Here is a 24,810-nt window from a genome sequence, read left to right as displayed (position 1 = left end):
GCCGTTTGCGCCTCGGCAGGCCGATCGGAGTGCCGGGGCGGAGGGGCCGCTCGGTACAGTCGAGCGGTGACCGCACCGGCCTCATCTCACGACGACGAACTGCGGGCGCAGCTGCTCGACGCCACCGACCTCCTTCGGCGGGTCGCCGGGTCGAAGGACCTGCTGGCCTCACTGTCGGTTGAGGAACGCACTGCGCTGTTGAACGCCGCGGGTGATGTGTTCTGTGGCGATGCTGACGAACGCCGCTTGCGGGTCAAGGCTCGGCGCAAGGCCCAGCGGGCCGAGAAGCTCCGCCGCGACGACGACGTGCTCGCCGGCACCGGTATCCGCACCCTGCGGGCCAAGCCGGTGTTCACGACGCCCAACGTGTTCCCACCTGTTGGCTTCGAGCAGGCCGACGTGGCTGATGCCCGCTTCCGCGAGACCGTCGAGCCTCAGCACTGTTATGTGTGTAAGGCCAAGTACTCCCGCGTTCACCACTTCTACGACCAGCTGTGCCCCGACTGCGCCGCCTTCAACTACGCCAAGCGCAGCGAGACCGCCGACCTGTCGGGCACGGTGGCGCTGCTCACCGGGGGTCGGGTCAAGATCGGCTACCAGGCGGGCATCAAGCTGCTGCGCTGCGGTGCCGAGCTGATCGTCGCCACCCGCTTCCCCCGCGATGCCGCGGCCCGCTACGCCGCCGAGGCGGACTTCGCCGAGTGGGGCGACAACCTGGAGATCATCGGCCTGGACCTGCGGCACACGCCCAGCGTCGAGGCGTTCTGCTCCCACGTGCTCCAGACCAGGGACCGGCTCGATTTCATCGTCAACAACGCGTGTCAGACCGTCCGCCGACCCCCGGGGTTCTACAGCCACATGATGGAGGGGGAGACCGCCGCACTCGAGTCGTTGTCGCCGGACGTGCTGGCGCTGGTCGGGGCCTACGAGGGGCTTCGCCGCTACGAGATGCTGCCGGCCGACCCGACCGGCGCAGCGTTGGCGACGGCCGAACCCGAAGGTGCTTCCTCAGCGGTAGCGGGACTGACGCAGGCCGCCGAGCTGTCGCAGGTGCCGCTGTTGCCCGACGAGCACCGCACCGGCGACGACACCCGGGAGGCGTTGTTTCCCGAGGGTCGTCTCGATCAGGACCTTCAGCAGGTCGACCTGCGGGATCGCAACTCGTGGCGCCTCCTGCTCCACGAGGTGTCGTCGGTCGAGTTGCTCGAGACCCAGCTGGTCAACGCGATCGCGCCGTTCGTGATCAACGCCCGGCTTCGGCCGCTGCTGGAGGCCGCCCCGGGCGCGCACCAGCACGTCGTCAACGTCTCGGCGGTGGAGGGTCAGTTCTACCGACGCTTCAAGACGACCAAGCACCCCCACACCAACATGGCCAAGGCGGCGCTCAACATGATGACCCGTACCTCAGCCACCGACTTTCACGACTCCGGCATCCATATGAACAGCGTCGACACCGGCTGGGTGTCCGACGAGGACCCGGTTGCCAAGGCCGAGGAGAAGCGGGCCGAGCACCGCTTTCATCCCCCGCTCGACATCGTCGACGGCGCAGCGCGCATCGTCGACCCGATCATCGACGGCATGAACACCGGCACCCACGTGTGGGGACAGTTCCTCAAGGACTACCGGCCCACCGACTGGTAGGCCGCCGCACCTCCAGCGCCGAACTCGGGAGTGCGCAGCGCGCTCTGGCGGTTGTTTCAGCTCCCGACTTGGGTGGGGGTGCCGAACTCGGGAGTGCGGGGCGCGCTCTGACGGTTGTTTCAGCTCCCGACTACGGACCAGCGAGAACGGCGGGTGCAGGGATACCCTCGCTTGCTATGAGCAACATGACCGACGACTCACCATCCATGCAGGCGTCGAGGGACTCTGCCGACGACATCGGTGCCATCGGCGCAATGTTCATGCTGGACATGGACAACTATGTCGCAGCGGCATCCGTGGGATATGAGGGCCTGGCGTTCTACTTCGGCGGACGCGGGGGAGTGCTGGGTGACGTGCCCGTCGGCGATGTGGTTGAGGCGTTCTGCTTCTTTCCAGCCGCATCGGTGGAGGCTGGCTGGACGCAGGCGGCCACGGTCGAAAGCCGGCACGAATCGGCAGTGCGCTTTGCCCAGGCCGCCCAGACCTGGGCCGCAAAACACCTGCCGGACGACGGGGTTGACTACGAGCGAACCGCTGCGCTGGCAGGCAGGGTCGTTGCTGCCGCAGACGCTGGGACGACCACCATCTTCGACGGGTGGCGTCGCCTGCCCGAGCCCGAGTCGGTGCGTGAGCTCGCTGTGCATCGGGTGAACGCCTTACGCGAACTGCGCTTCGCCTGTCATGTCGCCGAGGTGCGTCGGAGCGGTCTCGATCCGTACGTTGCGTTCATGGTCAAGTCGCCGGGCATGGCCGACGTTTTCGGGTGGCCCGAACCGCGACCCACACCGAGCGAGGCAGACCGCCAAGCCTGGGACGAGGCCGAAGCGGCCACCGATCGCGCCTTTGGAGCCGATCTAGCGGTGCTCAACCCTGACGAGCTGACCGAATTTGTCGCCCTGCTGGGGTCCATGCGGGCAGCCATCAGCTAACCGGCTCATCGACTGCGGGGCTCATTTACGGCGGGGCTGAGGCTGGTCCGGCTCCACGACCGAACTGGGGAGTGCACACTGCGCTCTGGCGGTCGTTTGGGCTCCCGACTTGGTGGGACGTGCCGAACTGTCGAGCTGTGGGCCGTCGGCGGGCGGAAACGGGCCGTCGACGGATCGCCGGGTTCGACACGCCGAGAGCGCGTCCTAGGGTGGCCAGCATGCTTCGACCTGCGTCCCTCACCCGATGATCTCCCTCTCGCCCCCGGTATCTGCCGATGCGGTGCTCGACCTGCTGACACCCGGCGCCGACGTGATCGTGCCCCTCGCCAACGGCGAGCCGACGACGGTCCTCGATGCGATCGAGGCCGGCGCAGATCGACTTGAGGGCGTACGCATCCATCAGATGCACGCTCTCCACGATCGGCCTTACATGCACGGCGCTTACGGCGACCGGCTGCGCCACGTCTCCTACTTCCTGTCCCACATCACCCGGCCCGCCTATTGGGAGGGCACCATCGATCTCGTGCCCAACCACTTCTCTGAGGTGCCGATGATCCTGCGCCGAAGCACCAAGTGCACGGTGGTTGTCGCCGCCTGTTCGCCGCCGGACCAGCACGGCTACTTCAGCCTGGGCACCAACGCCGACTATGTAGCGGGCCTCATCGGCCGGGTGCCGATTTTTCTGGAGGCCACGCCGTACATGCCTCGAACCCGGGGGGCCAACGTGGTGCACCATTCCCAGGTGGCGGGCTGGTGCGAATCCGAGCGTCCTCTGGTGGAGGTGCCGCGCTCCGAGGCCAACGACATCGACCGTGCCATCGCCTCGCTGGTCGCCGAACGGATCCCCGATGGGGCCTCGGTGCAGATCGGCATCGGGTCGATCGCTTCCGCAGTGCTCGATGGTCTACGCGGTCACCGTGACCTGGGCATCCATACCGAATTGCTTCACGATGGCATGGTCGATCTGGTCGAGGAGGGTGTGGTCACCGGGGTGGAGAAGGAGGTGCGACGCAACAGGGTGGTCACCACCTTCTGCCTAGGCACCCGACGCCTCTACGACTGGCTCGAGGACAATGCGGTTGTCGAAGTGCTTGGCGTTGACTTTGTGAACGATCCTCGCGTCATCGCCCGGATGAGCCGGTTCAATTCGGTCAATGCCACCACCGAGGTTGACCTGATGGGTCAGTGCGCATCGGAGACGATCGGCGGGCGCTACTGGTCATCGTCGGGTGGACAGGCCGACTTTGCCCGCGGCGCGATGTACGCGGATGAGGGCCAGGCGTTCATCGTCACCCCATCGCTGACGCGGGATGGACGCAGCCGCATCGTCCCGTCGCTCGCCAGCGGATCGGTGGTGACCACCTTGAAGAACACGGTGGACCACGTTGTCACCGAGCACGGCGTCGCAGAGCTTCGGGGCAAGGCCCTCTCTGATCGAGCTCGAGCCCTGATCGCGGTCGCCGACCCGTCCGTGCGGGACAACCTCACACGCGATGCCCGGACACTGGGGCTGTTCCTTTAACCGGAGTGCGTGGGGCCCCGGTGGGATTATCGGTCGAGCACGGTGAGCGTCCGGTTGGGCACGACCCAACCGAACGCTCCCGGCTTCGGCTCGCTACTTCGGGGCGTCTGCGTAACGGAGGTAGGGCTTGAACTCCTCGACGTTCTCGAACTTTTCCTTGGCGTCCTCGGTGGACATCCCCATGGCCACGATCACGCGGTCGCCGGGCTTCCAGTCGGCCGGGGTGGCGATGGGGTTGGCATCGGTGGCCTGGAGTGCGTCGATCACGCGGACGATCTCGTCGAAGTTGCGGCCTACCGACTTGGGGTAGGTGAGCATGAGGCGCAGTTTGTCCTCGGGATCGACGATGAACACCGAGCGGACGGTGGACGTGTCACCCTCGCCGGGGTGGATCATGTCGTACAGCTCGGCGATCTTGTGGTCGGGGTCGGCAACGATCGGGAAGTTGAGCGGGGTACCCGTGACCTCGCCAATGTCCGGTGCCCAGGCGTGGTGATCCTCGATCGGGTCGATCGAGATGGCCATCGCCTTGGTGTTGCGCTTCTCGAACTCGCCCCCGAGGGCGGCGGTGCGGCCCAGCTCGGTGGTGCACACCGGGGTGAAGTCGGCCGGGTGGCTGAAAAAGACCGCCCACGAACCCTTCTTCCATTCGTGGAAGGAGAGCTCTCCGTCGGTGGTCATGGCGGTGAAATCTGGAGCGGTGTCTCCGAGGCGAAGGCCCATGAAAACGTCCTTTCGTTGGTTGCTGCTGGTCTGCAGCCGTGTATTCGCAGTCCAGACTAGGCAGGTCGCCTCTCCAACAGGTGGCCGTGGCAGTGCGAGCCTCCGTGGTTAGTCTCGAATCGAGACCGAAGGAGGCCGACATGAACCCGCATCCCAGCTCCCCAGCGGACCGAACCAAACGTGCGTTCAGCCCTGCTGCTGTCACCAACAGGACCATGTTGGCAGCTCTGGCCCTGGTGATGTTGGTCGCTGCGTCCTGCAGCAACGGCACGGACCAGGAGTCCTCCGGGACGACCTCAGAACAGGTCACCACATCGACCGTCGAGACCTCGACGACGCTGGACGATGCTCCGACGACGACTGCGGAGGATGCCGCGACGACCACGGTCGATGAGCCGTCGACGACGGTCGCCGAGGGAGCGAGCACGTCGTCGAAACCCTCCAAGGAGTGCCAGGATCTCGAAGAGCGCGACGACGGTCGCTACGACCTCGGTGATGCCGGCACGGTGGTTGTGGCCCGCAATGGCTCCACGCTGGAGTTGGTCGAGGTCAACGAGGCCGATGGCTGGACGGTCGACGTGGACGACGACGATGACGACGAGGTGGAGGTGGAGCTGCGCTCCGACGACGGGACCAAGGTGGAGTTCGAGGCCGAGATCGAGGACGGCGACCGTCTCGAGATCGAGGTGTGCACCCGTCGGTAACCGATCGAAGCATGCAGTGCGGCCGTCGATTGAGGCACGCCGGCCGGCCGAGGTGCGGCCTCGCTAAGGCTGCTTGACCGATACCGCCAGAAACAACGGGTACGCCCGCCCGTCCTTGGTCACGTGATGGATCGAGCGCTCCACGCCGGTGGTGAAGCCGGCGTCGGCGAGCCTGGCGGCCAACTGGTCCGGTTCGAAGCCGTCGTGGGCATGGCCGACGCCGGAGTCGTGGTCGGTGTCGGCGTGGAACGATCCGTCCTCGGCCTCGAGGTCGACGATGCACAGATGTCCCTCGTCGGTGAGCATCTCGGCGAAAGCGGCAAGCACAGGCGGTAGGTCGGCGATGTGGTGCAAGGTCATCACCGTGACGATCAGCTCGAAGCGGTCCTCGGGCACCCCCTCGGTGGCGAGGTCGGTGCCCCACACCCGGGTGGTGGCGGGCAATGACCCGGCTGCCACCTTTTCGCTCGCAACCTCGCGCATGCCCGCCGACGGGTCGGCCAGCGTGATCGGTCCGACCCTCGACGCCAGCTGCTCGGCCACCAGGCCGGTGCCGGCGCCGTACTCGAACAGTCGCATGGACGGCTCCAATGGCACCGCTCCCGCGATGGCATCGGCGACCGCACGAGCCCGCTCGATCTTGGCTTCGTCGTCCCACGTGGCGGCTTTGTCGTCAAAAGAACTCATGGTCGTTCGCTGCTCCTTCGGGTCGCTTGGCTCTGTCCACACTACGGACCGGCCGAGTAACAGAGCGGGGAGGGGGCCATCACGGACCATGCAACCTGGCCTGGTCAAGCGTGTTCTCGTCGGTGCTGCTTGGTCACCGAGGCTGGGTGGTCGGCGGGGCTGGTTGGTCACCGAGGTTGGTTGGTCAGTTGGGTGGACGCTCGACCGAGAACAGGTCGCCCGGCTGGCAGTTGAGCGCCTCGCAGATGGCGCTGAGGGTGGAAAACCGGATCGCTTTGGCCCGGTCGTTTTTCAGGATCGACAGGTTGACCGGTGTGATGCCAACCGTTTCCGCCAGGACGGTCAGGGTCATGCCCCGCTCGTCGAGGAGTCGATCGAGGTGGCAGCGCACCCGGTGTGGTTCCTCCGGCGGCATCAGATCGTCCCCGCTACCTCGTCCTGCAAGCTGATCCCGACGTGCCACACCCAGGCGAGCACGGCGACGCCCAGACCGGCGACGAGCGGCAGGAACGACACGGTGAATACCATCTCGGTGAGGCCGGCGGCAGCGGATCGGCGCAGCAGCAGCATCTCCGCCACGCCGGTCAGCATCGAATAGCCAGTTCCGCCGACGGCGATCAGCCCCGCCAGCGTCCACAGTCGCCGCTCATTGCGGGCGACGAAGGGATCGCCCAGGCGCGCTGAGCGGACGATCGAGTACACCAGCCAGAGTCCGGCGAGCACCAGCAGCGGACCGGACACCTGCCAGATCACCCAGATCACCCGCTGGTCTGGCCTCGGGTCGCTGAAGGTGAACCGTGCGCTGACCGGTTTGCCGATCTCAACGGGTGCCTGGCTGTACGCGGGGTTGATTTGTTCGTTGTCGGAAACGATCGTTGCCTGGTCGTCCCCAAATTCGACGGGAAACGTTGGTTCGGCATCAACGAACGGATGTCCGTCGCCGAACAACCCCAGCGCCGGCCGGTCGAGAGCGATGCTGCCGATGCCGATGCACGTCAAAAGCATGCCCGCCACCAGGACGCTCTCAAACCATCTGACCGAGCGAGAGTAGTTGGTGCCGGACTTTGCATTGGCGGTCATCGCTACTCCTCCGGGTCCAGCGCCTGGTACGCTGCTCATATCGATGATCGATATGACGTGCTCTGATCATGACCTATTGATATTCGATATGTCAAGGGTTGCGTAAGTGTGCAGTGGCGACGCATTCGACATCCCGAGTCTGTGGGGTCCAATGGGATGGTGGCAGGCTGTAAGTCGCCATCATCCGCCGATCCGAAGGCCTTTCAGTGAACGACCGTGCCCTCGAGTGTGATCATGCAAGCCCGCTGTTGCGGGTTAAGAGCTACGACCAGCCGTCGGTGTTTCAGCCGGCCAACCTGCTGCGGGAGGGTCGCCGCCAACTCGGCCGCGCTGAGGTCGATGTCCCGGCGGTGTGCCTGCTCGACCCGGACGGGGACATCGTCCGCCACCTGACCGACACCGGCAGGGCGGTCCGGCATCCGGGCTGGGCCTGCTACCACACGGAGCTGTGGACGTTCGACCTCGATGGCACCGAGGTGGGCGTCATCGGGTGCGCAGTTGGGGCGTCGTTCGCTGTGCTGATCGCCGAGCAGCTGTTTGTGTCGGGCTGCGAGCTGCTGGTCAGCGTGACCTCGTCGGGAATGATCACGCCGCTCGCCGAGGCGCCCTACTTCATCATCATCGATCGGGCGCTGCGCGACGAGGGCACCAGCCACCATTACCTCCCGCCCGGCGACTGGGCTGCCGCCCCGCAGCGCCTCCTCGATCGGCTGGGCGGGCGGATCGATGGCCTTGACCAGGGCGTCGTCACCGGCTCGACGTGGACGACCGATGCCCCCTACCGGGAGACCGAACAAGCCATCGCTGATGCAAGGTCGCGGGGGATCGCCGCCGTCGAGATGGAGGCGGCTGCCCTGTACGCCTTTGCGACGGCCCAACAGCGGGACGTGATGTGTTTTGCTCACGTCACCAACACGATGGCGACCGACGGGAATGATTTTGAGAAGGGTGACGCCGGGGGCGCCCACGACGCCCTCGAACTGGTCTCCGCCGTCGTCGGGGCGCTCCGTTGAGGCTGCGGACGACGTGGGAGACCCTCCCGTGGGGAGTTGGTTCGCTCTGCGACGCGAAACCCCGGCGTGAGCATGATGTGCGCGCTCCCTGGCCGGGCTCTAGCCCACCGCTCGTGGGAGTTTGTAAGTTGATGGTTTGCGAATGCGCTGGCTCCAACCATCGAGCAAGGGACGAGATGACCAAGACCAACCCGGGCAACTTCTTCGAGGACTTCACGCTGGGCCAGGTGATCGAGCACGCCACGCCCCGCACGGTCACCGACGGCGACCGAGCCGTCTACGGGGCGATCTACCCCACCCGGTTCGCGTTGCCGTCCTCGGCTGAGTTCGCCAAAGCGTGTGGGCTGCCACAGGCTCCTGTCGAGGAACCGATCGGCTTCCACATCGCGTTCGGCAAGACCGTTCCCGACGTGTCGCTCAACGCGGTCGCCAACCTGGGCTATGCCGAGTGCCGATTTCGCCGCCCTGTGCTGACCGGCGACACCCTGAGCACCAGCTCAGAGGTGATCGGCCTCAAGCAGAACTCCAACGGCAAGACGGGCGTGGTCTATGTGCGCTCAACCGCCACCAACCAGCACGGTGACGTAGCGATCGACTGGGTCCGCTGGGTGATGGTGCACAAGCGCGACGCCGACGCACCCGCGCCCGACCCGGTGGTGCCCGAGCTGGCCGCCTCGGTCGCAGCCGAGGACCTGATCGTTCCAGACGGTCTGGACTTCACCGGATACGACTTTGTCGCCGCCGGGGAGCCGTACCGCTGGGGCGACTACGAGGTGGGGGAGAAGATCGATCACGTCGACGGCGTGACGCTCAGCGAGGCCGAGCACATGATGGCCACCCGCCTGTGGCAGAACACGGCCAAAGTGCACTTCAACACCGAGGCCCGTCCGGACGGCAAACGCCTCGTCTACGGCGGTCACATCATCTCGATGGCCCGTGCGCTCTCCTTCAACGGCCTGGCGAACGCCCAGCTGATCGCCGCGGTCAACGCCGGGGCCCACACGGCTCCGGCCTTCGCCGGCGACACGGTGTACGCCTGGTCCGAGGTGCTCGACAAGGCCGAGACCGCAGCCCCCGGCGTGGGAGCGCTGCGCCTGCGGCTCGTCGCCACCAAGGGTCGCGACGAGTCGATGACGCTGCGCGGCGAGGACGGCAAGTACGCCGCTGGTGTTCTGTTGGACCTCGATATCTGGGTCCTGATCCCGGTCTAAAGGCCTCGTCCTGCGGTGCGGTCGGCCGACGGGCGAGACGTGGCCCAGCGCTTAGCGACCCGGCACAGCCGTGTCGAGGGTCGGCCGCGTGCCACATAACCAGTGAGCTGACCGGTTCCCAACGTGCCCGCGTTGGCGTCAGCGGGCAGACTTTGGCCCGGAGGTCCCCTTGAACGATTCCCAGGTCATGTCGCAGCCCAACGATGACGCCCTCGCAGCCGCCCGCGAACGCTACAAGCGCGAGCGCGAGAAGCGTCTGCGCGCCGACGGTCTGGCGCAGTACGCACAGCTGACCGACGACTACGAGGAGTACGACCACGATCCCTGGGTCGAGCCGGGCTTCACCCGCGACCCGGTGGTCGAGGAGACCGAAGCGGTCATCGTCGGGGGTGGCTTCGGCGGCATGATGCTGGGGGTCAACCTGATCAACCGCGGCGTTACCGACTTTCGCATCGTCGAGAAGGCGGGCGACTTCGGCGGCACCTGGTATTGGAACCGGTACCCGGGCTGCCAGTGCGACGTCGAGTCGTACATCTACATGCCGTTCCTCGAAGAGACCGGCTACATGCCCAGCAAGCGCTACGCCCCGGCCACCGAGATCTTCGAGCACTCCCAGCGCATCGGTCGCCACTTCGACCTCTACCCCCACGCGCTGTTCCAGACCGAAATTGAGACAGCGGTGTGGGACGAGGATGTGTCGCGCTGGCACGTCACCACCACCCGTGGCGACCAACTCACCGCCAAGTTTCTGGTCACAGCCGGCGGCATCCTGCACAAGGCCAAGCTGCCTGCCATCGAGGGCATCAAGGACTTCGAGGGCCGGGCCTTTCACACCGCCCGTTGGGACTACGACTTCACCGGCGGCAGCCCCACCGAGCCGATGGACGCCTTGGCCGACAAGCGGGTGGGCATCATCGGCACCGGCGCAACGTCGGTCCAGGTGGTGCCACAGCTCGCCCGCGCCGCCAAGGAGGTCTACGTCTTTCAGCGGACCCCGTCCTCGGTGGGCGTGCGCAACAACAGCTTCACCGACCCCGAGTGGTGGAAGACCCTCGAGCCCGGCTGGCAGGCCGAGCGTCAGGCCAGCTTCACCTCGGTCGTCAGCGGCGAGCACCCCGAGAAGGATCTGGTCGGCGACGAGTGGTCGAAGATTTGGGGTACCGACACCCAGAGCGAGCCGACAACGGCGGAGCAGGCCGCCGCCCTCGAACAGCACGACTTCGAGGTCATGGAGACGCTGCGAGCCCGCATCGACGACGTGATCGACGATCCGGAGACCGCCGAAAAGCTCAAGCCCTGGTATGGCAAGCACTGCAAGCGAGTCACCTTCCACGACGAATATCTGGAAGCGTTCAACGAGCCCAACGTGCACCTCGTGGACACCGACGGACGCGGTGTGCAGGAGGTCAACGCCAAAGGGCCCGTGGTCGACGGCACCCAGTACGAACTCGATCTGTTGATCTACGCCTCAGGCTTCGAGGTGACCACCGGACTGGTCAGCCGGCTGGGCTTCGACCCGGTGGGCAAGGGCGGCGTCAAGCTCAGCGAGCGTTGGGCCGATGGGGCACACACCCTGCACGGCGTGCTGACCCACGGGTTTCCCAACCTGTTGATCTGCCACTTCGTTCAGGCGGGGTTTGGGCTCAACTTCACCCACTACCTGTCGCAGTCCACCAACCACATCGCCTCGATCATCGGGGCCGCCAAAGATCAGAACATCACCTCGATCGAGGCCACCGAAGAAGCCGAGGAGGCCTGGCTGGCAACGCTCTGGGAGGCCGGTAAGGGCTTCGGTCGCTACGCGGCCAAGTGCACGCCCAGCTACGGCAACTCCGAGGGCGCCCGCAGCATGGAGGCCGCCCGCAACATCGTTCACCCCGGTAACCTGATGAACTACGTGGCGTACCTGGAGGAATGGCGCGACGCGGGCGACATGCCCGGCACCGTCGTGGTGAGCGCAGAGGACGCCTGAACAACCGTGCGAACGGGTGCGCTTCGGCTCGATGGTTGAGCACAAGCGCACCCGGTTGCTCCGGTCCTGGCCGGTTGATTGCGGAATAGCCCGGTCGGTGCCCGCGTTGCACCAGCCATGAGCCAAGGACACACGATCAGCACGCACGCCGAGGACGTCCACGTCGAGGTTCGCCTCGGCGGTGAGCTCGTCGCCGATTCCCGGAGGCCGGTGTTGCTCGAGGAAACCGGGTTGGCCACCGCGTACTACCTGCCCAAGGACGACCTTCGCTCGGAGGCCCGGCCGATCGAGCTCAGCACCCACTGCCCGTTCAAGGGCGACGCGTCGTACTGGACGATCGAGGTGGGCGACCGCACCCACGACGCGATTGCCTGGAGCTACGAAGAGCCCAACGAGGGCGCCGAGGACATCGAGGGCCGCGTGGCGTTCTTCGCCGACAGGGCCGAGATCCTCGTCGACGGCGTCGCCGTCTGACCCGCGCAAGTCGGGTTCTCCCTCGTCCGACGCTCGGCCGGTCAACGGTCGAGAGCAAGGCTGCGACCGGCCGTCGACCCTTGTTGGGTCACGGTCAAAGGCACCTCGCCCCGGGTGACAGACTCGCCTCATGCTCGATCCGGCCCGTGTGTATGACACCGAACTCGCTGCGCTGTGTGTACCGGGTGAGGACGTCAAGGCCGCCCTCTCGTTTATCTACAGCTCCGGCCAGGAACTGACGGCCCAGCCGACCGACGACCGGGTGAGCTTCGACCCGTTCGACGGCCTCGACGTGCCTACATGGAACCGGGCCACCGAACGCCTCATCGGCGGGGTCAGCCTCGACGCCCGGCAGGGCACCGACGCTTCATTTCTCGTCGGCTCCGACGGGCGCGGTGTCGCGATGACGACCCTGGTGCTCACCAACGCACGGATGCTCGTCGTCAACCACAAGCCGAGCAAAGCGCCGACGGTTGGCTGGGAGCGGCCGCTTGACTCGGTCGCGGGAATTTCCTGGTCGCCTCGGCTTTTTCAATTCGGCCGCATTGAACTGCGGTTTCGGGACGGGTCGGCCGTCCGCCTGATGGCTGGGATGATATCCCCGCTGGCAGCGAGACGGTTTGTCCGGGCCTGGAAGCGGTCGGTCGGTGGAGCGCCCAACCGGGCCGATTGACCCGGGGTAGCGCGAAACCATCGTGCGTTAGGCTGACCTAATAGACAGTTTGGTGGAGCGTTTCTCGGAGGCGAGACCATTGAGTATCCCCATGCAGTACGGACGCGTCGAGCGGCTGGAAGAGCTGACGCCGAACATGATCAGGGTCACCCTGGGCGGAGACGGCCTGGCCAGCTTCGAGCCGACTCCATTCAGCGACCAGTACATCAACGCCCAGTTCGTGCCTGACGGAGCGCCCTACTCGACGCCCTTCGACGTCGACGAGGCTCGGGCGCTACCGACTGCGCAACGTCCGCGAGGTCGGCGAATCACCGTCCGGGATTGGGACCCGGCAGAGCGCCTGTTGACGCTGGACTTCGTTACCCACGGCGACGTCGGGTACGCCGGGTCGTGGGTCCGATCCGCCCAGGTGGGCGACCTGTTGCAGTTTCTCGGCCCGTCCGGCTCGTACCTGCCCGACCCGGAGGCCGACTGGTACCTGCTCGTCGGCGACGAGACCGTGTTGCCGGCGATCGCCGCATCGCTGCCGCACATTCCGGCCGGGCGTCCGGTGGTGGCGGTCGTCCTGGTCGAGGGCACCGAGTGTGAACTCGACCTCAACCTCAACTTCGAAGCGGACCTGACGACGATCTGGTTGCACCGCGACCCGGAGGCGCACGACCACGATCAGCAACTCCGAGCCTTGGAGGACCTGACCTTTCCGGAGGGGCGTGTGGATGGCTTCGTGCACGGCGAGGCCAGCGAGACTCGGGCGGTGCGCCGCCACCTGCTCGCCGACCGCCACGTGCCCAAAGAGCACCTGTCGGCCTCGCCCTACTGGCGATGTCGCTTCACCGACGAGGATTGGCGCCAGGTGAAGAAGGCCTGGGTGGCCGAGATGGAGGCCGACGTCTGAGCATCGTTCCGGCTGCTGTGGTCGGCCATGAGCGCTTGGGAGGGCGCAAGCGGCGCCTGTTGTGATCGGCTTGTTCTCAAAGGTTAGGTGCGCTTAACATTGACCCATCGACGATCTCGGGGGGTCACCGGCGCCTCGTGCTAGGAGGAACAACCGATGAGTTCATGCGACCACGACGGAGCCCCGACCTCGGACCGGACCTTGGATGCCCTGAGAACGACCGCTGCGATTCTCGCCTCGGTCCCTCACGTGTCCGCCCGGGTGCGCACCGCCAGGGGGGTCGTGGTCGACGTTCGTTGGCCACCGTTCCCGGAGCTCGGGCATTCCGCCATGGCCGTCTGCACGTTTCGCCGGGCGGTGGCCAAGGCGACCCAGCTTCGACGGGAGGGCAAGGTGATCGCCATGTTGGGTGTCGGAGGCTCCGAACAGCCCAGGATCGACATTGGGTCGAGCGTTGCCGGCTCCGTGATGCCGGGCGGGATCCTCCGGGTGGAGTGCGAGGACTTCTGGCGTCACGTGGTGGCGGCGCCAGTGGGCGAGGCCATGGCGGTCCATGCACTCGATTCGCTCGACTCCTGCGCCGACGTCATCATGCGCCACGACGCCGAGCTGGATGTCACGGTGCTGCAGTTGCTGACGCCGGCAGGGGATACCGCCGCGTCGGCCGTCGCAGTCGATGCGTTGATCGACGCCGTCGCCGCCATCGGCGTGGCGGATCTCGAAGCCCGGCTCGGCCGTCCGGACCCGGCCTCAGCGCGACAGTAACGACACCCACGGTGCAACTGGGTGCGTTTAGTTCGTACAGGGTGAAGTAAAGACACCCAGACCAGGCATGGGTGTCGTTACTCCATCAAGCTGCCGGCGACGTCAGCGGCGATCTGCTCGCCCGTGACCTCCGACGTGTCGTAGGTCCAGCGGTTCGGGGGCAGACCTGGCCGGAGCGCTTCCGCCCGGTCGTAGGCGAGCCGCAGGATCGCTGGGTCCTTGGACAGGTCTCTGTTCGGATCGGCCTGAACCCGGTCGAGAGCGAGCTCGTAGGTGGTGTCCAGGACGAGCCAGTTCGGATTCGTCCCGTGAGGGAGTGCCTCGAGCAACGCATCGATTTCGCGAGGTTCGTAAAAGGGCCCATGAGCGATCACGTCGATGCCCTGGCACAGCCAGGAAGCGACGAGTTTGCCGTGCACCCGTTGAACCTGTCGGAAGCGCTCGTCGGTGATGGTGCCAAAGCCGCCGATCATCTCGACGGTGTCGTCGATGTCGACGGTCGCCACGCAGCGTCCTGCGCGTCGAAACTCTGCTGCGAGGAGTCGGGCGACGGTCGACTTGCCCGAAGCGATCGGGCCGGTGATGACGACGAGAAGTGCGATAGTGCCCAGTCTTGCCCGCCGCCCGGTGGGAGCGCTCCACCCATACTGGTGACCATGACCATCGATGGCCCTGCAGGTACCGATCACCGCTCGTTCGAACGGTTGGGGCGCCTTGGGCCGGCTGAAGCTGTGGCGTTCGACCAGGCGCACCTGTGGCACCCCTACACGTCGATCCCCGCCACCCCGGCGCCGCTGCTGGCGACCTCGGCATCGGGGTGCCGGCTCAACGTGCGCACCCCGGACGGGGAGAAACGCTCGCTCGTCGACGGCATGTCATCTTGGTGGGCGGCGGTTCACGGATACTCCCACCCCGCCCTGGTCGAAGCGGCGCGCAACCAGTTGGAGTCGATGAGCCACGTGATGTTCGGCGGGCTCACTCACGGGCCGGCGGTCGAGCTGGGACGTCGGCTGGTCGCGCTCACGCCCCCGGGGCTGGAGCGGGTGTTCTTCTCCGACTCGGGCTCGGTGGCGGTCGAAGTGGCGGTCAAGATGGCGCTGCAGCACTGGCGCTCCAAAGGGCAGCCCGACAAGAACCGACTGCTCACGTGGCGCAGCGGTTACCACGGCGACACGTTCATGGCGATGTCCGCCTGCGATCCCGATGGCGGTATGCACTCGATGTGGTCCGGGGTGGTGCCCGCCCAGCGGTTTGTCTCCGAGCCGCCGGCCGGCTTCGACGCTCCGATCGACGAGGCCTTTGTTGTCGAGATCGATCGTGCCCTTGAGACCCATCGCGACGAGCTCGCAGCGATGATCGTCGAGCCGGTCGTTCAGGGCGCCGGTGGCATGCGCTTCCACAACCCGGGCTACCTGCAGGTGTTGCGCGACCGCTGCGACCACCACGGCGTGCTGTTGATCTTTGATGAGATCGCCACCGGATTTGGGCGCACTGGGCCGATGTTCGCCGCCGAGTGGGCCAGGGTCACCCCGGACATCATGTGCGTCGGCAAGGCGCTCACCGGCGGCATGATGACCCTGGCCGCCACCCTGTGCACCGATCGGGTGGGGACGGCGATCTCGTCCGGCGAGGTGCCGGTGCTGGCCCACGGGCCCACGTTCATGGCCAACCCGCTGGCTTGCGCCACGGCCGTGGCCTCCCTCGATCTGTTGGTGTCCTCGGACTATCGCACCTCGGTGAAGCGCATCGAGGGATCGCTGTCGAACGGTTTGGCGGCGGCCGCCGACCTGCCGCAGGTGAGCGATGTGCGGGTGCTGGGCGCCATCGGCGTGATCGAGCTGGACCGCCCGGTCGACATGGGACGCGCCGCGGCAGCTGCCATCGATGCCGGCGTGTGGCTGCGGCCGTTCCGCAACCTGGTCTACGCCATGCCGCCCTACATCTGCAGCGACGACGAGATCGCTGCGATCTGCACGGCGATGCGGGCGGTGGCCGAGGCGCACCCTCCCGCCTGAGAGGCCTACGCCTGGGGTGCCGGGTGCATCACGAGCGTGCGGATGCCACCTGCCAGGATGGGCAGCCCCCATCGAAGGAGCCAACGCCATGTCCAGCCTTCCCACGCTTCCCGACGGTCTCGAGCTCACCCGCACCACCAAGGTGTTCGATAACGACACTGCCCCCGCCGGGCTGCTCAAGGCGCACCAAGTGGCCGAGGGCGTCTGGGCACGGCTCGTCATGCATTCCGGTTCGGCCGGGTTTGTCTTCGAGGACACGCCCGACGAGCTGATCACGGTTGCCGATGGCGGCAACGTGGTCATCCCGCCGCAGCGGCTCCACCACGTTGTTTTGGGAGAGCCGGCGACCTTCGTCGTCGAGTTTTACCGGCCCTCAGCCGAGGAAGAGGCGGATCGGGAGACGGTGACGTTCTCGACCGGCTTGCGCGGATCGCCGGGCCCCATCGACCCCGAATGATCGATATTCCGATCATATGATCGTATTTCCGGGCATATCTTGCTAAGTTGTGTGCATGGACCTCAGCGCACCGCTTTCGGATGTTGCTGCGGGTGTGCGCGGTCGTTTGCTCCAGCACCTCGCTCGGCTTGAGCAGCCGATCAGCCGCCGCAAGCTGGCATCGATTGCAGAAGTAGCGCCATCGAATGCCACCGAGGTGCTCGGCGAGCTCATCGTCGCCGGCATCGTCTCTGAGAGTCGAGCGGGCCGGGCTTCATTGGTGGAACTGAATCCACAACACCTCGCCGTCCCCCACGTCCTCGCTCTTGCCGGGCTTCGCGGTGAACTCATTCGGCGCCTCCGGGACCGGATGTTGACCTGGGAGAACCTTCGCGGCGCATGGCTTTTTGGTTCGGTCGCGCGGGGCGACGCGCACGCCGGATCGGATATTGATGTCTTGATCGTGGTCGATGACGTGAGAGCGGCCGGTCTCCACGACCAGTTGGCGCAGCTGCATGCCGACGTTTTGGGTTGGACCGGCAACGAGCTCCAAGTGGTTGAACACAGCGAGGAGTCGTGGGCCGAACTCGTAACAGCCAGGAACCCGCTGGTGGCCGAGATCCGTGACGATGGCGTGGTGCTTGTCAGCCGAACGCCCATCGGCATGGAGCGAGCATCGTGAGTCGTGCCAAAGGGATACGCAAGCCTTGCGATCAGACGCGCGCACGGCAGCGGCTGGTCGACGCCCGGCAGTTCTTGGAAGCTGCCGAACTGCTCGATGCCCCTGATGTGGTGGCGACCAATGCCATCCACGCGTCGATCGCTGCGGCCGACGCGATTACCTGCTCGGCGCTGGGGGAGCGGTCGGCCGATAGCGACCACGGAGCGGCGGTCGATCTGCTTCGTCAGGTCGATGCAAGCCTTGCCGCAGCGCTCAAGCGTTCACTCGACCGCAAAACGCAGGCAGCCTATGAGAGCGACGACATCAGCAATTCGGTTGCACTGAGTTGCGTGAAGTGGGCAAAGAAGCTCGTCACCGGGGCGAATCGTCGCCTCGAAACCTAGTGATCTCCGGGAAGGCTCTTGAGCCAATGGTGATCGGCGGAGGGCGGGGGAGGGGATGACGTCGGCGGTCGGCCGGTGAAGCTTGGTCGAAGCGGCGCTACGCCCTTGGGAGAAGCCACGTCGACCCGTCGGACGCTCAGCCGGTAGTCACCGGCGGAGGCCACCGTTGCCGTGATCAGCCGTCCGCCGGGCACGTCGGTGTCCACCACATCGGCCAGGTTGCGCACGGTCACAGGGTGGGCGGCGTCATCACATCGGAGGTGCTCAGGCGCCGGATCGGTATGGTCGGCGAAATGCCGACCCCCCACCTCGCAGCGTTCGACCCGTTCACCGGGCCTCCGCAGATGCACGGTGCCCGCCGGGTGGGAGTTCGGCCGGGCACCGAGCTGATCCACCCGCTCGCCGTCACCGGCGAGCGCCCGCTCCGCTTCGAGGTCGTTGGGCTGCCCGACGGGCTTACCGTGGACGGCGACGGCATCGTCAGGGGAACGGCCCCGGCACAGCCGGGCGACCATGAGCTGACGATGGCTGCGTCCAACGAGTTGGGGTCGATCGCCGAGTCGGTCACCCTCTGCGTGGGCGACACGCTGGCGCTCACCCCGCCGATGGGCTGGAACAGCTGGAACGTCTACGGCTCGGCCGTCAGCGCCGAGGTGGTGTTGGCGGTGGCCCAGGCGATGGTCGACACCGGCATGCGCGACCTTGGCTACTCCTACATCAACATCGACGACTTCTGGCACGCCGCCGGGCGTGCCGCCGACGGTCGGCCGTTGGCCAATCCCAAGACGTTCCCCGGGGGCATGGCCCCGGTGGCCGAACGGGTGCACGAGCTGGGCCTGAAGTTGGGCATCTACTCCGACGCCGCCGAGCTCACCTGCGGGGGGTGTTACGGCAGCCTCGGCCACGAACAGGTCGACGCCGAGGCCTACGCCGAGTGGGGTGTCGATCTGTTGAAGTACGACTACTGCCATGCCCCCGTCGGTCGGGACGCTGCCATTCAACGCTACGGGGCGATGGGGCGGGCGCTCGCCGGGGCCGACCGGTCGATCGTGTTCAGCGTGTGCGAATGGGGCCTGCGCCAACCGTGGCGCTGGGCGGCCGATCTTGGCGGCTCCTACTGGCGGACCACGCGCGACATTTTCGACTCGTACTCCTGGCTGCCCCTCGGCGTGCGGGGTCTCGCCGCCCGCAACGTGAAGCTCAACCGCTTCGCCCGGCCGGGCCACTGGAACGATCCCGACATGCTGCTCGTCGGAAACCGTGGTCGGGGCAAGAGCACCGGCGAGCTGCGACTTCCCAAGGGGCCCCGGCCCAAGGTGTGGAGCTTTCGCGGCATCACCGACGTGCAGGCCCACAGCCACATGACGCTGTGGTCGATGATGGCGGCGCCGTTGCTCACCTCCCACGACCTGGCTTCGACCGGCGAATTCGATCGGCGGTTGCTGACCAATCCCGAGATCCTGGCGATCAACCAGGACGAGCTGGGCGTCCAGGCGCGCAAGGTCTCGCCACGCTTCCGGCCGTGGGTGTTGGCGAAGCCGCTGGTCGACGGATCGATGGCGGTGTCGATCACCAACATGGGACGTCGGTCGCGTCGGGTGCGCGTGCCGCTCAGCCAGGTGGGCTGGCACGGCACCGCCCAGGTCCGGGACGTTTGGCGGATGCAGGACGTCGGCCGATTGGATCGCCTCGACGTGGAGCTGGGGCCCTTCGCGTCGGTGGCCTACGTCTGTCGCCGAACTGGGTGACGGCGCCGCAGCCGCAAACCTTGGGCCGACGCTTCGTCGACGGGCCGTCCGGGATAGCTTCTGGACCTGAACGATGACGGAGGATGCCTTCACACATGGACCTACGGCGCATGACCCCGTCCGGCGTCTCGGCGATGATCGACTCGGTCCGTCATCGCAACGATCCGAGCGTGCAGGCCGACCTCAACTGGGAACGCCACGGCGTCGACCTGCCCGCAGGCCTGGAGCTCCAATGGCTGGGCACGGCCGGGTTTCGTCTGGCATACGGGGGGACGACGATCGTGATCGACCCCTACCTGTCCCGGGCACCCCTCGGGGATCTGGCGCTCAACAGCGTGCTGCGCAGCGATGCGGCGAGGGTCGACCGGCTGATCCCGCATGCGGATGCGGTGCTCGTCGGCCACAGCCACTTCGACCATGCGGTCGATGTGCCGCACCTGGCCGCCGTCCACGGCTGCCCGGTGTACGGCTCGGCGTCGGTGCACCACCTGCTCGGCTTGTTCGGGTTGGCTGAGCGCTCGGTGGTCGTCGAGCCGCGCCGGCGCTACGAGGTCGGTCCATTTACCATCTCGTTCACCCCGAGCCTGCACTCGAAGCTGCTGGCGGGCCTGAAGGTGCCAAGCGACGGCGAGCTGACGTGTGACTCGCTCGACGACCTGGGCGGTCGTCAGTACCGGTGCGGCCAGGTGTGGGGGATCACGATCGAGGTCGCCGGCATCACGCTGTACCACCAGGGTTCGGCCGACCTGGCCGACGACGAGGTGACCACCGGCGATGTCGACGTGCTGCTGTGCGGGATCGCCGGCCGCATGTGGTCGCCCAACTTCACCCGCCGGATGATCACCGCATTCGACCCGTCCCTGATCGTTGCCCACCATCACGACGACTTCTTCCGTCCGGTCGACTCCGAGATGGGCTATTCCTTCAACGTCAACCTGGGTGGGTTCGTCGAGGAGGTCGCCGCTGTCGACCCCAACCTGCCGGTGCGGTTGCTCCAGCCGCTCCAAACTGTGACGGGCTCAACAGCGTAGGGGGTTGCCCTCGGGTACCCCCGGGGGTATGCTGACGAACATGTGCCAACGAGTGACGTGTTCAACATGCCAGCGCCCGACCTACGCCGGATGTGGTAGCCACATCGAGCAGGTGTTGGGCGATGTCCCCCCTGCCGATCGTTGCCAGGGCCACTCCCGAAGCGCGGGTGATCCCACCGCCAAGCGTTCTTGGTTCGGGCGCCGCGGCGCCAACGTGTAGCGGTGGACCTGCCCGAGGAAGTCGTTGACGACCTACGGAAGCGCCTTCGCCGCATCGGTGGGCAGATCGAGGGTATCGAGCGCATGCTCGACGACGGCCGGGAGTGTCGCGACCTCGTCACCCAGATCTCTGCCGCCAACCGGGCGTTGGAGCGGACCGGGTTTCGCTTGGTCAGCGCCGGGATGACCTACTGCATCTCCAACCCCGAGGCCGCCGAGGCTGACGGCTATCCGATCGACGAGGTCGAGAAGATGTTCCTGCGCCTGGCCTGAACGGTCGGTCTACGCCTGAGGCGGTTCCTTGAGCTGAGCCTGCATGGCCTGCTCGGCCTCAAACTTCTTCTTGCGCCACGGAGCGATGCCATCGACCTCGGCATCGAGCGAGAGGCTCAGCACGGTTCGCACGACGACGAGCACGCCCAGGGTGACCACGCTCTCGACCGTGCTCTCCACTGCCACGGTCTTGATCACGTCGGCGGCGACCAGCACCTCGAGGCTCAACAGCAGGGTGCGACCCAGGCGGATCCGGCTCTGCTCGTAGGCCGGCTGCTTGCGGATCAGCGCAACGACGGTGGTCCATGCAACCAGCACGGCCCCGACGATCAGGATGCCCACCCCAACCAGCTCGAAGGCTTGGGCAACCTTCGACATCCCCTCGGTGAACTCCATCGCGTCTCCTTCGTAGGCTTACGTGCTCGCCCACGTCGAGGTCGACGTGGTGGTCGGGTCGCTTCGGACGGCGCTGCCACGCCGCCGCAGAAGCTCAGGCGCTGGCGGCTCCATCGATCTCCAGGGTGGTTCCGCTGACGCTGGCGGCCTCGTCCGAGGCCAGGTAGGCGACGGCGGCGGCCACCTCCACGGCTTCGACCAGTCCCCCCATGGGTGACATCGAGCGCTGGAGCAGCGTCATGTCGGCGTCCTCGGGCAGGTGGTAGTCGCTGAGGAACGGGGTGTTGACCGCACCTGGGCACACGGCATTCACTCGCACGCCCGTCGACGCCAGCTCGACCGCCATCGACTTGGTCAGCGCGATGACGCCGCCCTTCGATGCCGAGTAGGCCGCGTTGTAGGGGGTGCCTCGAATGCCCGACAGCGACGCCATGTTGACGATCGCGCCGGTCGTCTCGAGCAGGGCCGGCAGCGCGGCCTGGGAGAGGAAGAATGTGCCGGTGAGGTTCACCTCGATCAGCTTGCGCCATTCCTGCGGGGTGACGTCCTCGATCCGGTTGCCCGCCCCGATGCCGGCCACGTTGACGAGGATGTCCAACTGCGCGTGCCGCTCGAGCGTCTCAGCGATTGCCGCAGCGCAGGATTCGGGGTCGGTGACGTCGCAGATGACGCCGTCCTCGATCTCGGCGATGTCGGCGGCCACGACGGTGGCGCCCTCCTCGACGAGGCGATCAACGACAGCAGCGCCGATGCCGCTGGCGGCTCCCGAGACCAACGCAACCTTGTTCTCCAACCGTTCCATGTGAGTGATCCTGCCTTCAGGGTTCGAACGTGAGGTGATGTCCGAGGGTACCGGTGAGCCCGACGAACATCTCGCGAGTGTCGAAGCGCCATCGCTCGTCTACCCGGTGGAACGTGTCGTGATAGCGGCCGGTGATGATCGCCTGCAGTGGCAGCCCGTCGCTGGCCTGAAACACCGTGTAGTACGAACGTGCCTTGGCGGTGGCCTGGTCCCCGGCGACGGTCACCGCCACGTTGGTGGTGACGTGGTGGGTGCGGGGCGTGCCGTCTGGATGAATGCGCACCGCAGCCTCGTACATGACGCGCACCTGCTCGGAGCCCTCGTAGACCACGCCTGGGGCTGCCTGGATACGGCCGTCGGAGAACAGAGCGGCCACGCTGTCCAGGTCGCCCAGATCGAATCGCTCCGCATACGCATAGATCAGGTTCTCGATCTCACGCTCACTGTTCCCCACGGCACCGGATGATACTGATGCCCCATGGCGACCGACTTCTCAGGCCGGTCCGGTCACCAGCTCGTAGCTGATTTTAAGTCGGCGGTAGGTCGGCTCGGCCCGCTCGTCGCGGGTGAGAAGGATTCGCTCATCGGCGTGAGCAGCCAAGGCAACCAGGCCGTCGTACACCGCACCACCAGCGATCCCGAAACCCGCAAAGTGGTCGAGTATCTCAAGCTGGCTCTGGGTCGGCGCTGGGCACGAGTTCGGAAAGTTGTGCAGGACCACGCGTCCTGCCGACTGTGCACTGAGCCGTGCAGGCCCCGGCAACCGGGTGAGTACCGAGTAGGTCTCGATCGCAGCGTGTCCGGCCAGCGCAGGTTCACGCCTCCGAACAAGATCGACACACCATGAGTGATGGGCGTGGGTGGTGTCGAGCGCTGGAACCGCGACGCTCGTGTCGCAAGCGAATCGCAGGGTTCCGGTCACCGCTGCATTGCGTCCCGAAGTCGGTTGATCACTTCGTCCGTCACTGGCTCATGGTCGCCCTCGGGCGCCAGGAGCACCAGGAAGCCGTCACGTTCTTCAATACGACGCTCCCTTGACACCACAGGCTCCATGCGGATGCCGACGCCATCTTCGTGGATCGTCAACTTCGAATCGGGTCCAATTCCGAACGCCGTGCGCAGCTGCTTGGGGATGACGACTCGACCGACCTTGTCGACTGTTACTTCCATGGCCGCAAGGCTACCCACCATTGGGAATCGATTCCCATCATCGCTGGGTAATCCTGGATTCCTTCTCGATGGTGATGTATGTCGCCCTCGATGGGTTCGCCTCGCGCGTCCTAGCCGCGGGGAACGTCGATCCAGGGGACGTCCTTGTCGGTCCGGGGCTCGCCGGGGAGGCCGAGCACCTGCTCGCCGAGGATGTTCTTCATGATCTCGGTGGTGCCACCCTCGATCGTGTTGGCCCGCGCCCGCAGGAAGGCGTGCCCGGCGGTGCCGCCGGTGAGGGCCGCAATCGTGGGACGCCGGAAGGTGAAGTCGTAGTCGATCTGGCCGGCGGGGCCCATCACATCGAGCACCGCCTCGGAGATGTCCTGGTTCAAGATGGCGCCGACCGCCTTGCCCACCGATCCCTCGGGGCCGGGGTTGCCGGACTTGGCCGCCTGGGCGGCGCGCTGGTTGGTCAGGCGCAGCACCTCGGAGCGGACGTACAGCGCCATCACGTCGTCGCGAACGCCGGGGGCGAGCGTGTCGGCGTTGGCCGTGTAGGCGCTGACCAGCTCGGCGATCGGGCCGCTGCCTGGCTTGGGCGCATTGCCCCCGCCGCCGCTTCCGCCGATGGCGGTGCGCTCGTTCATCAGGGTGGTCAGCGCAGCCCGCCAGCCCTCGCCCTCGGCGCCGATGCGGTCGGCGTCGGGCACCCGCACGTCGGTCATGTAGACCTCGTTGAACTCGGCCTCGCCGGTGATCTGTCGCAGCGGCCGCACGTCCACACCCGGCGCCTTCATGTCGAGGGCGAAGTAGGTCATGCCGCGGTGCTTTCGGGCCTGGGGGTCGGTGCGGGCGACCAGCATGCCCCAGTCGGCGATGTGGGCGAGGGTGTTCCACACCTTCTGGCCGTTGATCAGCCACTCGTCGCCGTCCTTGATCGCCTTGGTGCCCAGACCGGCGAAGTCCGACCCGGCGCCGGGCTCGGAGAACAGCTGGCACCACTTCTCCTCGCCGGTAAACATCGGGCGCAGGAAGCGCTGCTTCACGTCGTCTGATCCGTGGGTGAGGATCGTCGGCGCTGCCAGGGCGATGAAGAACTGGGACAGATCCATTGGTGGCGCGCCGGCCTCGGACAGTCGCCGGTTGACGTTCTGCTGCAGCTGGGGTGCCACACCCAGCCCGCCGTTGCCCTGCGGATACTGCACCCAGGCCAGCCCGGCATCGAACTGGTGCCCCCGGAACTCCTCGTAGCCCTCGGTCGTCGGGTCGTGCTCGGCCAACAGGGCGTCGAGTACGGCTTCAACCTTGGCTGCGTCAGCGTTTGTCATGGCTGACAGTATTCCAGGGCAATCAACAGCGTGCCCCGTGGAGTGGGTTCACGAAT

At 66.5% G+C, this 24,810-nt stretch carries 30 protein-coding genes; 18 read left to right on the top strand and 12 right to left on the bottom strand.

The annotated features are described in order from the left end of the window. Nucleotides 1–66: 66 nt before the first annotated feature. From PKD89_RS06320 to PKD89_RS06310, 3 genes are all read left to right on the top strand, one after another. Entirely contained in the window at nt 67–1,641 is a 1,575-nt protein-coding gene (locus PKD89_RS06320; protein ID WP_289010254.1) for an SDR family NAD(P)-dependent oxidoreductase, read from the top strand. A gap of 176 nt (nt 1,642–1,817) precedes the next feature. Then, a complete protein-coding gene (locus PKD89_RS06315; RefSeq protein WP_289010253.1) occupies nt 1,818–2,570 on the top strand; it encodes a helix-turn-helix domain-containing protein in 753 nt (250 codons plus the stop codon). Between the two features lie 244 nt (nt 2,571–2,814). Continuing rightward, a complete protein-coding gene (locus PKD89_RS06310; protein ID WP_287390191.1) occupies nt 2,815–4,092 on the top strand; it encodes an acetyl-CoA hydrolase/transferase family protein in 1,278 nt (425 codons plus the stop codon). Nucleotides 4,093–4,185: 93 nt separating this feature from the next. Here PKD89_RS06310 and PKD89_RS06305 read toward each other — a convergent pair whose 3' ends face one another. Beyond that, nucleotides 4,186–4,815 (bottom strand): peroxiredoxin, encoded by a 630-nt coding sequence (locus PKD89_RS06305; RefSeq protein WP_289010252.1) that lies wholly within the window; start codon nt 4,813–4,815, stop codon nt 4,186–4,188. Nucleotides 4,816–5,030: 215 nt separating this feature from the next. On the opposite strand from PKD89_RS06305, the gene PKD89_RS06300 reads away from it, so the two are divergent. Then, a complete protein-coding gene (locus PKD89_RS06300; RefSeq protein WP_289010251.1) occupies nt 5,031–5,519 on the top strand; it encodes a hypothetical protein in 489 nt (162 codons plus the stop codon). Between the two features lie 63 nt (nt 5,520–5,582). Here PKD89_RS06300 and PKD89_RS06295 read toward each other — a convergent pair whose 3' ends face one another. The 3 genes from PKD89_RS06295 to PKD89_RS06285 all read right to left on the bottom strand — a co-directional run bounded on the left by PKD89_RS06295 (nt 5,583) and on the right by PKD89_RS06285 (nt 7,286). Then, nucleotides 5,583–6,206, bottom strand: a complete 624-nt coding sequence (locus tag PKD89_RS06295) for a class I SAM-dependent DNA methyltransferase (RefSeq protein WP_289010250.1) — start codon at nt 6,204–6,206, stop codon at nt 5,583–5,585. 184 nt (nt 6,207–6,390) lie between these two features. Then, entirely contained in the window at nt 6,391–6,621 is a 231-nt protein-coding gene (locus tag PKD89_RS06290) for a helix-turn-helix domain-containing protein (RefSeq protein ID WP_289010249.1), read from the bottom strand. Next, on the bottom strand, nt 6,621–7,286 hold the full coding sequence (locus PKD89_RS06285; protein WP_287380398.1) for a DUF2975 domain-containing protein: 666 nt from the start codon (nt 7,284–7,286) through the stop codon (nt 6,621–6,623). Before PKD89_RS06285 ends, PKD89_RS06290 begins: the two co-directional genes overlap by 1 nt. Nucleotides 7,287–7,492: 206 nt before the next feature. On the opposite strand from PKD89_RS06285, the gene PKD89_RS06280 reads away from it, so the two are divergent. The 7 genes from PKD89_RS06280 to PKD89_RS06250 all read left to right on the top strand — a co-directional run bounded on the left by PKD89_RS06280 (nt 7,493) and on the right by PKD89_RS06250 (nt 14,289). Continuing rightward, nucleotides 7,493–8,299 carry a nucleoside phosphorylase gene (locus PKD89_RS06280; RefSeq protein ID WP_289010248.1) on the top strand — a complete coding sequence of 269 codons (807 nt, stop codon included), beginning with the start codon at nt 7,493–7,495 and terminating at the stop codon, nt 8,297–8,299. A 176-nt stretch (nt 8,300–8,475) separates the two neighbouring features. Continuing rightward, the gene (locus tag PKD89_RS06275; RefSeq protein WP_289010247.1) at nt 8,476–9,510 is read left to right on the top strand and encodes a MaoC family dehydratase; all 1,035 of its coding nucleotides are present in this window, start codon (nt 8,476–8,478) and stop codon (nt 9,508–9,510) included. 187 nt (nt 9,511–9,697) lie between these two features. Further along, complete coding sequence (locus PKD89_RS06270) at nt 9,698–11,482, top strand: flavin-containing monooxygenase (RefSeq protein WP_289010246.1); 1,785 nt, start codon at nt 9,698–9,700, stop codon at nt 11,480–11,482. A 117-nt stretch (nt 11,483–11,599) separates the two neighbouring features. Further along, nucleotides 11,600–11,956: a DUF427 domain-containing protein gene (locus PKD89_RS06265; protein WP_289010245.1), complete on the top strand. Its 357-nt coding sequence runs from the start codon at nt 11,600–11,602 to the stop codon at nt 11,954–11,956. 130 nt (nt 11,957–12,086) lie between these two features. Beyond that, nucleotides 12,087–12,629: a hypothetical protein gene (locus PKD89_RS06260; protein WP_289010244.1), complete on the top strand. Its 543-nt coding sequence runs from the start codon at nt 12,087–12,089 to the stop codon at nt 12,627–12,629. Between the two features lie 91 nt (nt 12,630–12,720). After that, a complete protein-coding gene (locus PKD89_RS06255; protein WP_289010243.1) occupies nt 12,721–13,524 on the top strand; it encodes a siderophore-interacting protein in 804 nt (267 codons plus the stop codon). Nucleotides 13,525–13,680: 156 nt separating this feature from the next. Then, nucleotides 13,681–14,289: a hypothetical protein gene (locus PKD89_RS06250; protein WP_289010242.1), complete on the top strand. Its 609-nt coding sequence runs from the start codon at nt 13,681–13,683 to the stop codon at nt 14,287–14,289. 77 nt (nt 14,290–14,366) lie between these two features. Here the strand turns inward: PKD89_RS06250 and PKD89_RS06245 are convergent, their stop codons facing one another. Continuing rightward, nucleotides 14,367–14,978, bottom strand: a complete 612-nt coding sequence (locus PKD89_RS06245; RefSeq protein ID WP_287390173.1) for an AAA family ATPase — start codon at nt 14,976–14,978, stop codon at nt 14,367–14,369. Here PKD89_RS06245 and PKD89_RS06240 point away from each other — a divergent pair. From PKD89_RS06240 to PKD89_RS06225, 4 genes are all read left to right on the top strand, one after another. Continuing rightward, nucleotides 14,946–16,304 carry an adenosylmethionine--8-amino-7-oxononanoate transaminase gene (locus PKD89_RS06240; RefSeq protein WP_287380414.1) on the top strand — a complete coding sequence of 453 codons (1,359 nt, stop codon included), beginning with the start codon at nt 14,946–14,948 and terminating at the stop codon, nt 16,302–16,304. The genes PKD89_RS06245 and PKD89_RS06240 overlap by 33 nt on opposite strands. 88 nt (nt 16,305–16,392) lie before the next feature. Beyond that, nucleotides 16,393–16,761 (top strand): DUF1971 domain-containing protein, encoded by a 369-nt coding sequence (locus PKD89_RS06235; RefSeq protein WP_287380416.1) that lies wholly within the window; start codon nt 16,393–16,395, stop codon nt 16,759–16,761. A 55-nt stretch (nt 16,762–16,816) separates the two neighbouring features. Beyond that, the gene (locus PKD89_RS06230) at nt 16,817–17,422 is read left to right on the top strand and encodes a nucleotidyltransferase domain-containing protein (RefSeq protein ID WP_287380418.1); all 606 of its coding nucleotides are present in this window, start codon (nt 16,817–16,819) and stop codon (nt 17,420–17,422) included. Beyond that, complete coding sequence (locus PKD89_RS06225; RefSeq protein ID WP_289010241.1) at nt 17,419–17,805, top strand: hypothetical protein; 387 nt, start codon at nt 17,419–17,421, stop codon at nt 17,803–17,805. Before PKD89_RS06230 ends, PKD89_RS06225 begins: the two co-directional genes overlap by 4 nt. On the opposite strand, the gene PKD89_RS06220 is transcribed toward PKD89_RS06225, so the two are convergent. After that, a complete protein-coding gene (locus PKD89_RS06220) occupies nt 17,802–18,032 on the bottom strand; it encodes a hypothetical protein (RefSeq protein ID WP_287380421.1) in 231 nt (76 codons plus the stop codon). The genes PKD89_RS06225 and PKD89_RS06220 overlap by 4 nt on opposite strands. Nucleotides 18,033–18,098: 66 nt before the next feature. Here PKD89_RS06220 and PKD89_RS06215 point away from each other — a divergent pair, with 66 nt between their 5' ends. The 3 genes from PKD89_RS06215 (at nt 18,099) to PKD89_RS06205 (ending at nt 21,076) form a co-directional block, all read left to right on the top strand. Further along, nucleotides 18,099–19,553 (top strand): glycoside hydrolase family 27 protein, encoded by a 1,455-nt coding sequence (locus PKD89_RS06215; protein ID WP_289010240.1) that lies wholly within the window; start codon nt 18,099–18,101, stop codon nt 19,551–19,553. A 95-nt stretch (nt 19,554–19,648) separates the two neighbouring features. After that, nucleotides 19,649–20,584, top strand: a complete 936-nt coding sequence (locus PKD89_RS06210) for an MBL fold metallo-hydrolase (protein ID WP_324332320.1) — start codon at nt 19,649–19,651, stop codon at nt 20,582–20,584. A 222-nt stretch (nt 20,585–20,806) separates the two neighbouring features. Beyond that, the gene (locus PKD89_RS06205) at nt 20,807–21,076 is read left to right on the top strand and encodes a metal-sensitive transcriptional regulator (protein ID WP_287380427.1); all 270 of its coding nucleotides are present in this window, start codon (nt 20,807–20,809) and stop codon (nt 21,074–21,076) included. 9 nt (nt 21,077–21,085) lie between these two features. On the opposite strand, the gene PKD89_RS06200 is transcribed toward PKD89_RS06205, so the two are convergent. The 6 genes from PKD89_RS06200 to PKD89_RS06175 all read right to left on the bottom strand — a co-directional run bounded on the left by PKD89_RS06200 (nt 21,086) and on the right by PKD89_RS06175 (nt 24,754). After that, complete coding sequence (locus PKD89_RS06200; RefSeq protein WP_289010238.1) at nt 21,086–21,472, bottom strand: DUF1622 domain-containing protein; 387 nt, start codon at nt 21,470–21,472, stop codon at nt 21,086–21,088. A gap of 94 nt (nt 21,473–21,566) precedes the next feature. Then, nucleotides 21,567–22,274 (bottom strand): SDR family NAD(P)-dependent oxidoreductase, encoded by a 708-nt coding sequence (locus PKD89_RS06195; RefSeq protein WP_289010237.1) that lies wholly within the window; start codon nt 22,272–22,274, stop codon nt 21,567–21,569. A gap of 16 nt (nt 22,275–22,290) precedes the next feature. Further along, nucleotides 22,291–22,728 carry a nuclear transport factor 2 family protein gene (locus PKD89_RS06190; protein ID WP_289010236.1) on the bottom strand — a complete coding sequence of 146 codons (438 nt, stop codon included), beginning with the start codon at nt 22,726–22,728 and terminating at the stop codon, nt 22,291–22,293. A gap of 39 nt (nt 22,729–22,767) precedes the next feature. Continuing rightward, nucleotides 22,768–22,995, bottom strand: a complete 228-nt coding sequence (locus tag PKD89_RS06185; RefSeq protein WP_289010235.1) for a hypothetical protein — start codon at nt 22,993–22,995, stop codon at nt 22,768–22,770. 197 nt (nt 22,996–23,192) lie between these two features. Then, entirely contained in the window at nt 23,193–23,444 is a 252-nt protein-coding gene (locus tag PKD89_RS06180) for an AbrB/MazE/SpoVT family DNA-binding domain-containing protein (RefSeq protein WP_287380435.1), read from the bottom strand. A 110-nt stretch (nt 23,445–23,554) separates the two neighbouring features. Beyond that, complete coding sequence (locus PKD89_RS06175; RefSeq protein ID WP_289010234.1) at nt 23,555–24,754, bottom strand: acyl-CoA dehydrogenase family protein; 1,200 nt, start codon at nt 24,752–24,754, stop codon at nt 23,555–23,557. Nucleotides 24,755–24,810: the final 56 nt, after the last annotated feature.

It is taken from the genome of Candidatus Neomicrothrix sp. (genome assembly GCF_035329545.1).
Taxonomy (GTDB): Bacteria; Actinomycetota; Acidimicrobiia; order Acidimicrobiales; family Microtrichaceae; genus Microthrix; species Microthrix subdominans.
This window is presented reverse-complemented; position numbering and strand designations above follow the sequence as displayed.

Coding starts and splice junctions, on each gene's coding strand:
- PKD89_RS06230 (WP_287380418.1), top strand. CDS start 16,817: ATGGACCTCAGCGCACCGCTTTCGGATGTTGCTGCGGGTGTGCGCGGT.
- PKD89_RS06210 (WP_324332320.1), top strand. CDS start 19,649: ATGGACCTACGGCGCATGACCCCGTCCGGCGTCTCGGCGATGATCGAC.
- PKD89_RS06200 (WP_289010238.1), bottom strand. CDS start 21,472: ATGGAGTTCACCGAGGGGATGTCGAAGGTTGCCCAAGCCTTCGAGCTG.
- PKD89_RS06285 (WP_287380398.1), bottom strand. CDS start 7,286: ATGACCGCCAATGCAAAGTCCGGCACCAACTACTCTCGCTCGGTCAGA.
- PKD89_RS06175 (WP_289010234.1), bottom strand. CDS start 24,754: ATGACAAACGCTGACGCAGCCAAGGTTGAAGCCGTACTCGACGCCCTG.
- PKD89_RS06305 (WP_289010252.1), bottom strand. CDS start 4,815: ATGGGCCTTCGCCTCGGAGACACCGCTCCAGATTTCACCGCCATGACC.
- PKD89_RS06195 (WP_289010237.1), bottom strand. CDS start 22,274: ATGGAACGGTTGGAGAACAAGGTTGCGTTGGTCTCGGGAGCCGCCAGC.
- PKD89_RS06240 (WP_287380414.1), top strand. CDS start 14,946: ATGACCATCGATGGCCCTGCAGGTACCGATCACCGCTCGTTCGAACGG.
- PKD89_RS06255 (WP_289010243.1), top strand. CDS start 12,721: ATGCAGTACGGACGCGTCGAGCGGCTGGAAGAGCTGACGCCGAACATG.
- PKD89_RS06290 (WP_289010249.1), bottom strand. CDS start 6,621: ATGCCGCCGGAGGAACCACACCGGGTGCGCTGCCACCTCGATCGACTC.
- PKD89_RS06265 (WP_289010245.1), top strand. CDS start 11,600: ATGAGCCAAGGACACACGATCAGCACGCACGCCGAGGACGTCCACGTC.
- PKD89_RS06310 (WP_287390191.1), top strand. CDS start 2,815: ATGATCTCCCTCTCGCCCCCGGTATCTGCCGATGCGGTGCTCGACCTG.
- PKD89_RS06215 (WP_289010240.1), top strand. CDS start 18,099: ATGCCGACCCCCCACCTCGCAGCGTTCGACCCGTTCACCGGGCCTCCG.
- PKD89_RS06235 (WP_287380416.1), top strand. CDS start 16,393: ATGTCCAGCCTTCCCACGCTTCCCGACGGTCTCGAGCTCACCCGCACC.
- PKD89_RS06315 (WP_289010253.1), top strand. CDS start 1,818: ATGAGCAACATGACCGACGACTCACCATCCATGCAGGCGTCGAGGGAC.
- PKD89_RS06300 (WP_289010251.1), top strand. CDS start 5,031: ATGTTGGCAGCTCTGGCCCTGGTGATGTTGGTCGCTGCGTCCTGCAGC.
- PKD89_RS06270 (WP_289010246.1), top strand. CDS start 9,698: ATGTCGCAGCCCAACGATGACGCCCTCGCAGCCGCCCGCGAACGCTAC.
- PKD89_RS06250 (WP_289010242.1), top strand. CDS start 13,681: ATGAGTTCATGCGACCACGACGGAGCCCCGACCTCGGACCGGACCTTG.
- PKD89_RS06295 (WP_289010250.1), bottom strand. CDS start 6,206: ATGAGTTCTTTTGACGACAAAGCCGCCACGTGGGACGACGAAGCCAAG.
- PKD89_RS06260 (WP_289010244.1), top strand. CDS start 12,087: ATGCTCGATCCGGCCCGTGTGTATGACACCGAACTCGCTGCGCTGTGT.
- PKD89_RS06180 (WP_287380435.1), bottom strand. CDS start 23,444: ATGGAAGTAACAGTCGACAAGGTCGGTCGAGTCGTCATCCCCAAGCAG.
- PKD89_RS06275 (WP_289010247.1), top strand. CDS start 8,476: ATGACCAAGACCAACCCGGGCAACTTCTTCGAGGACTTCACGCTGGGC.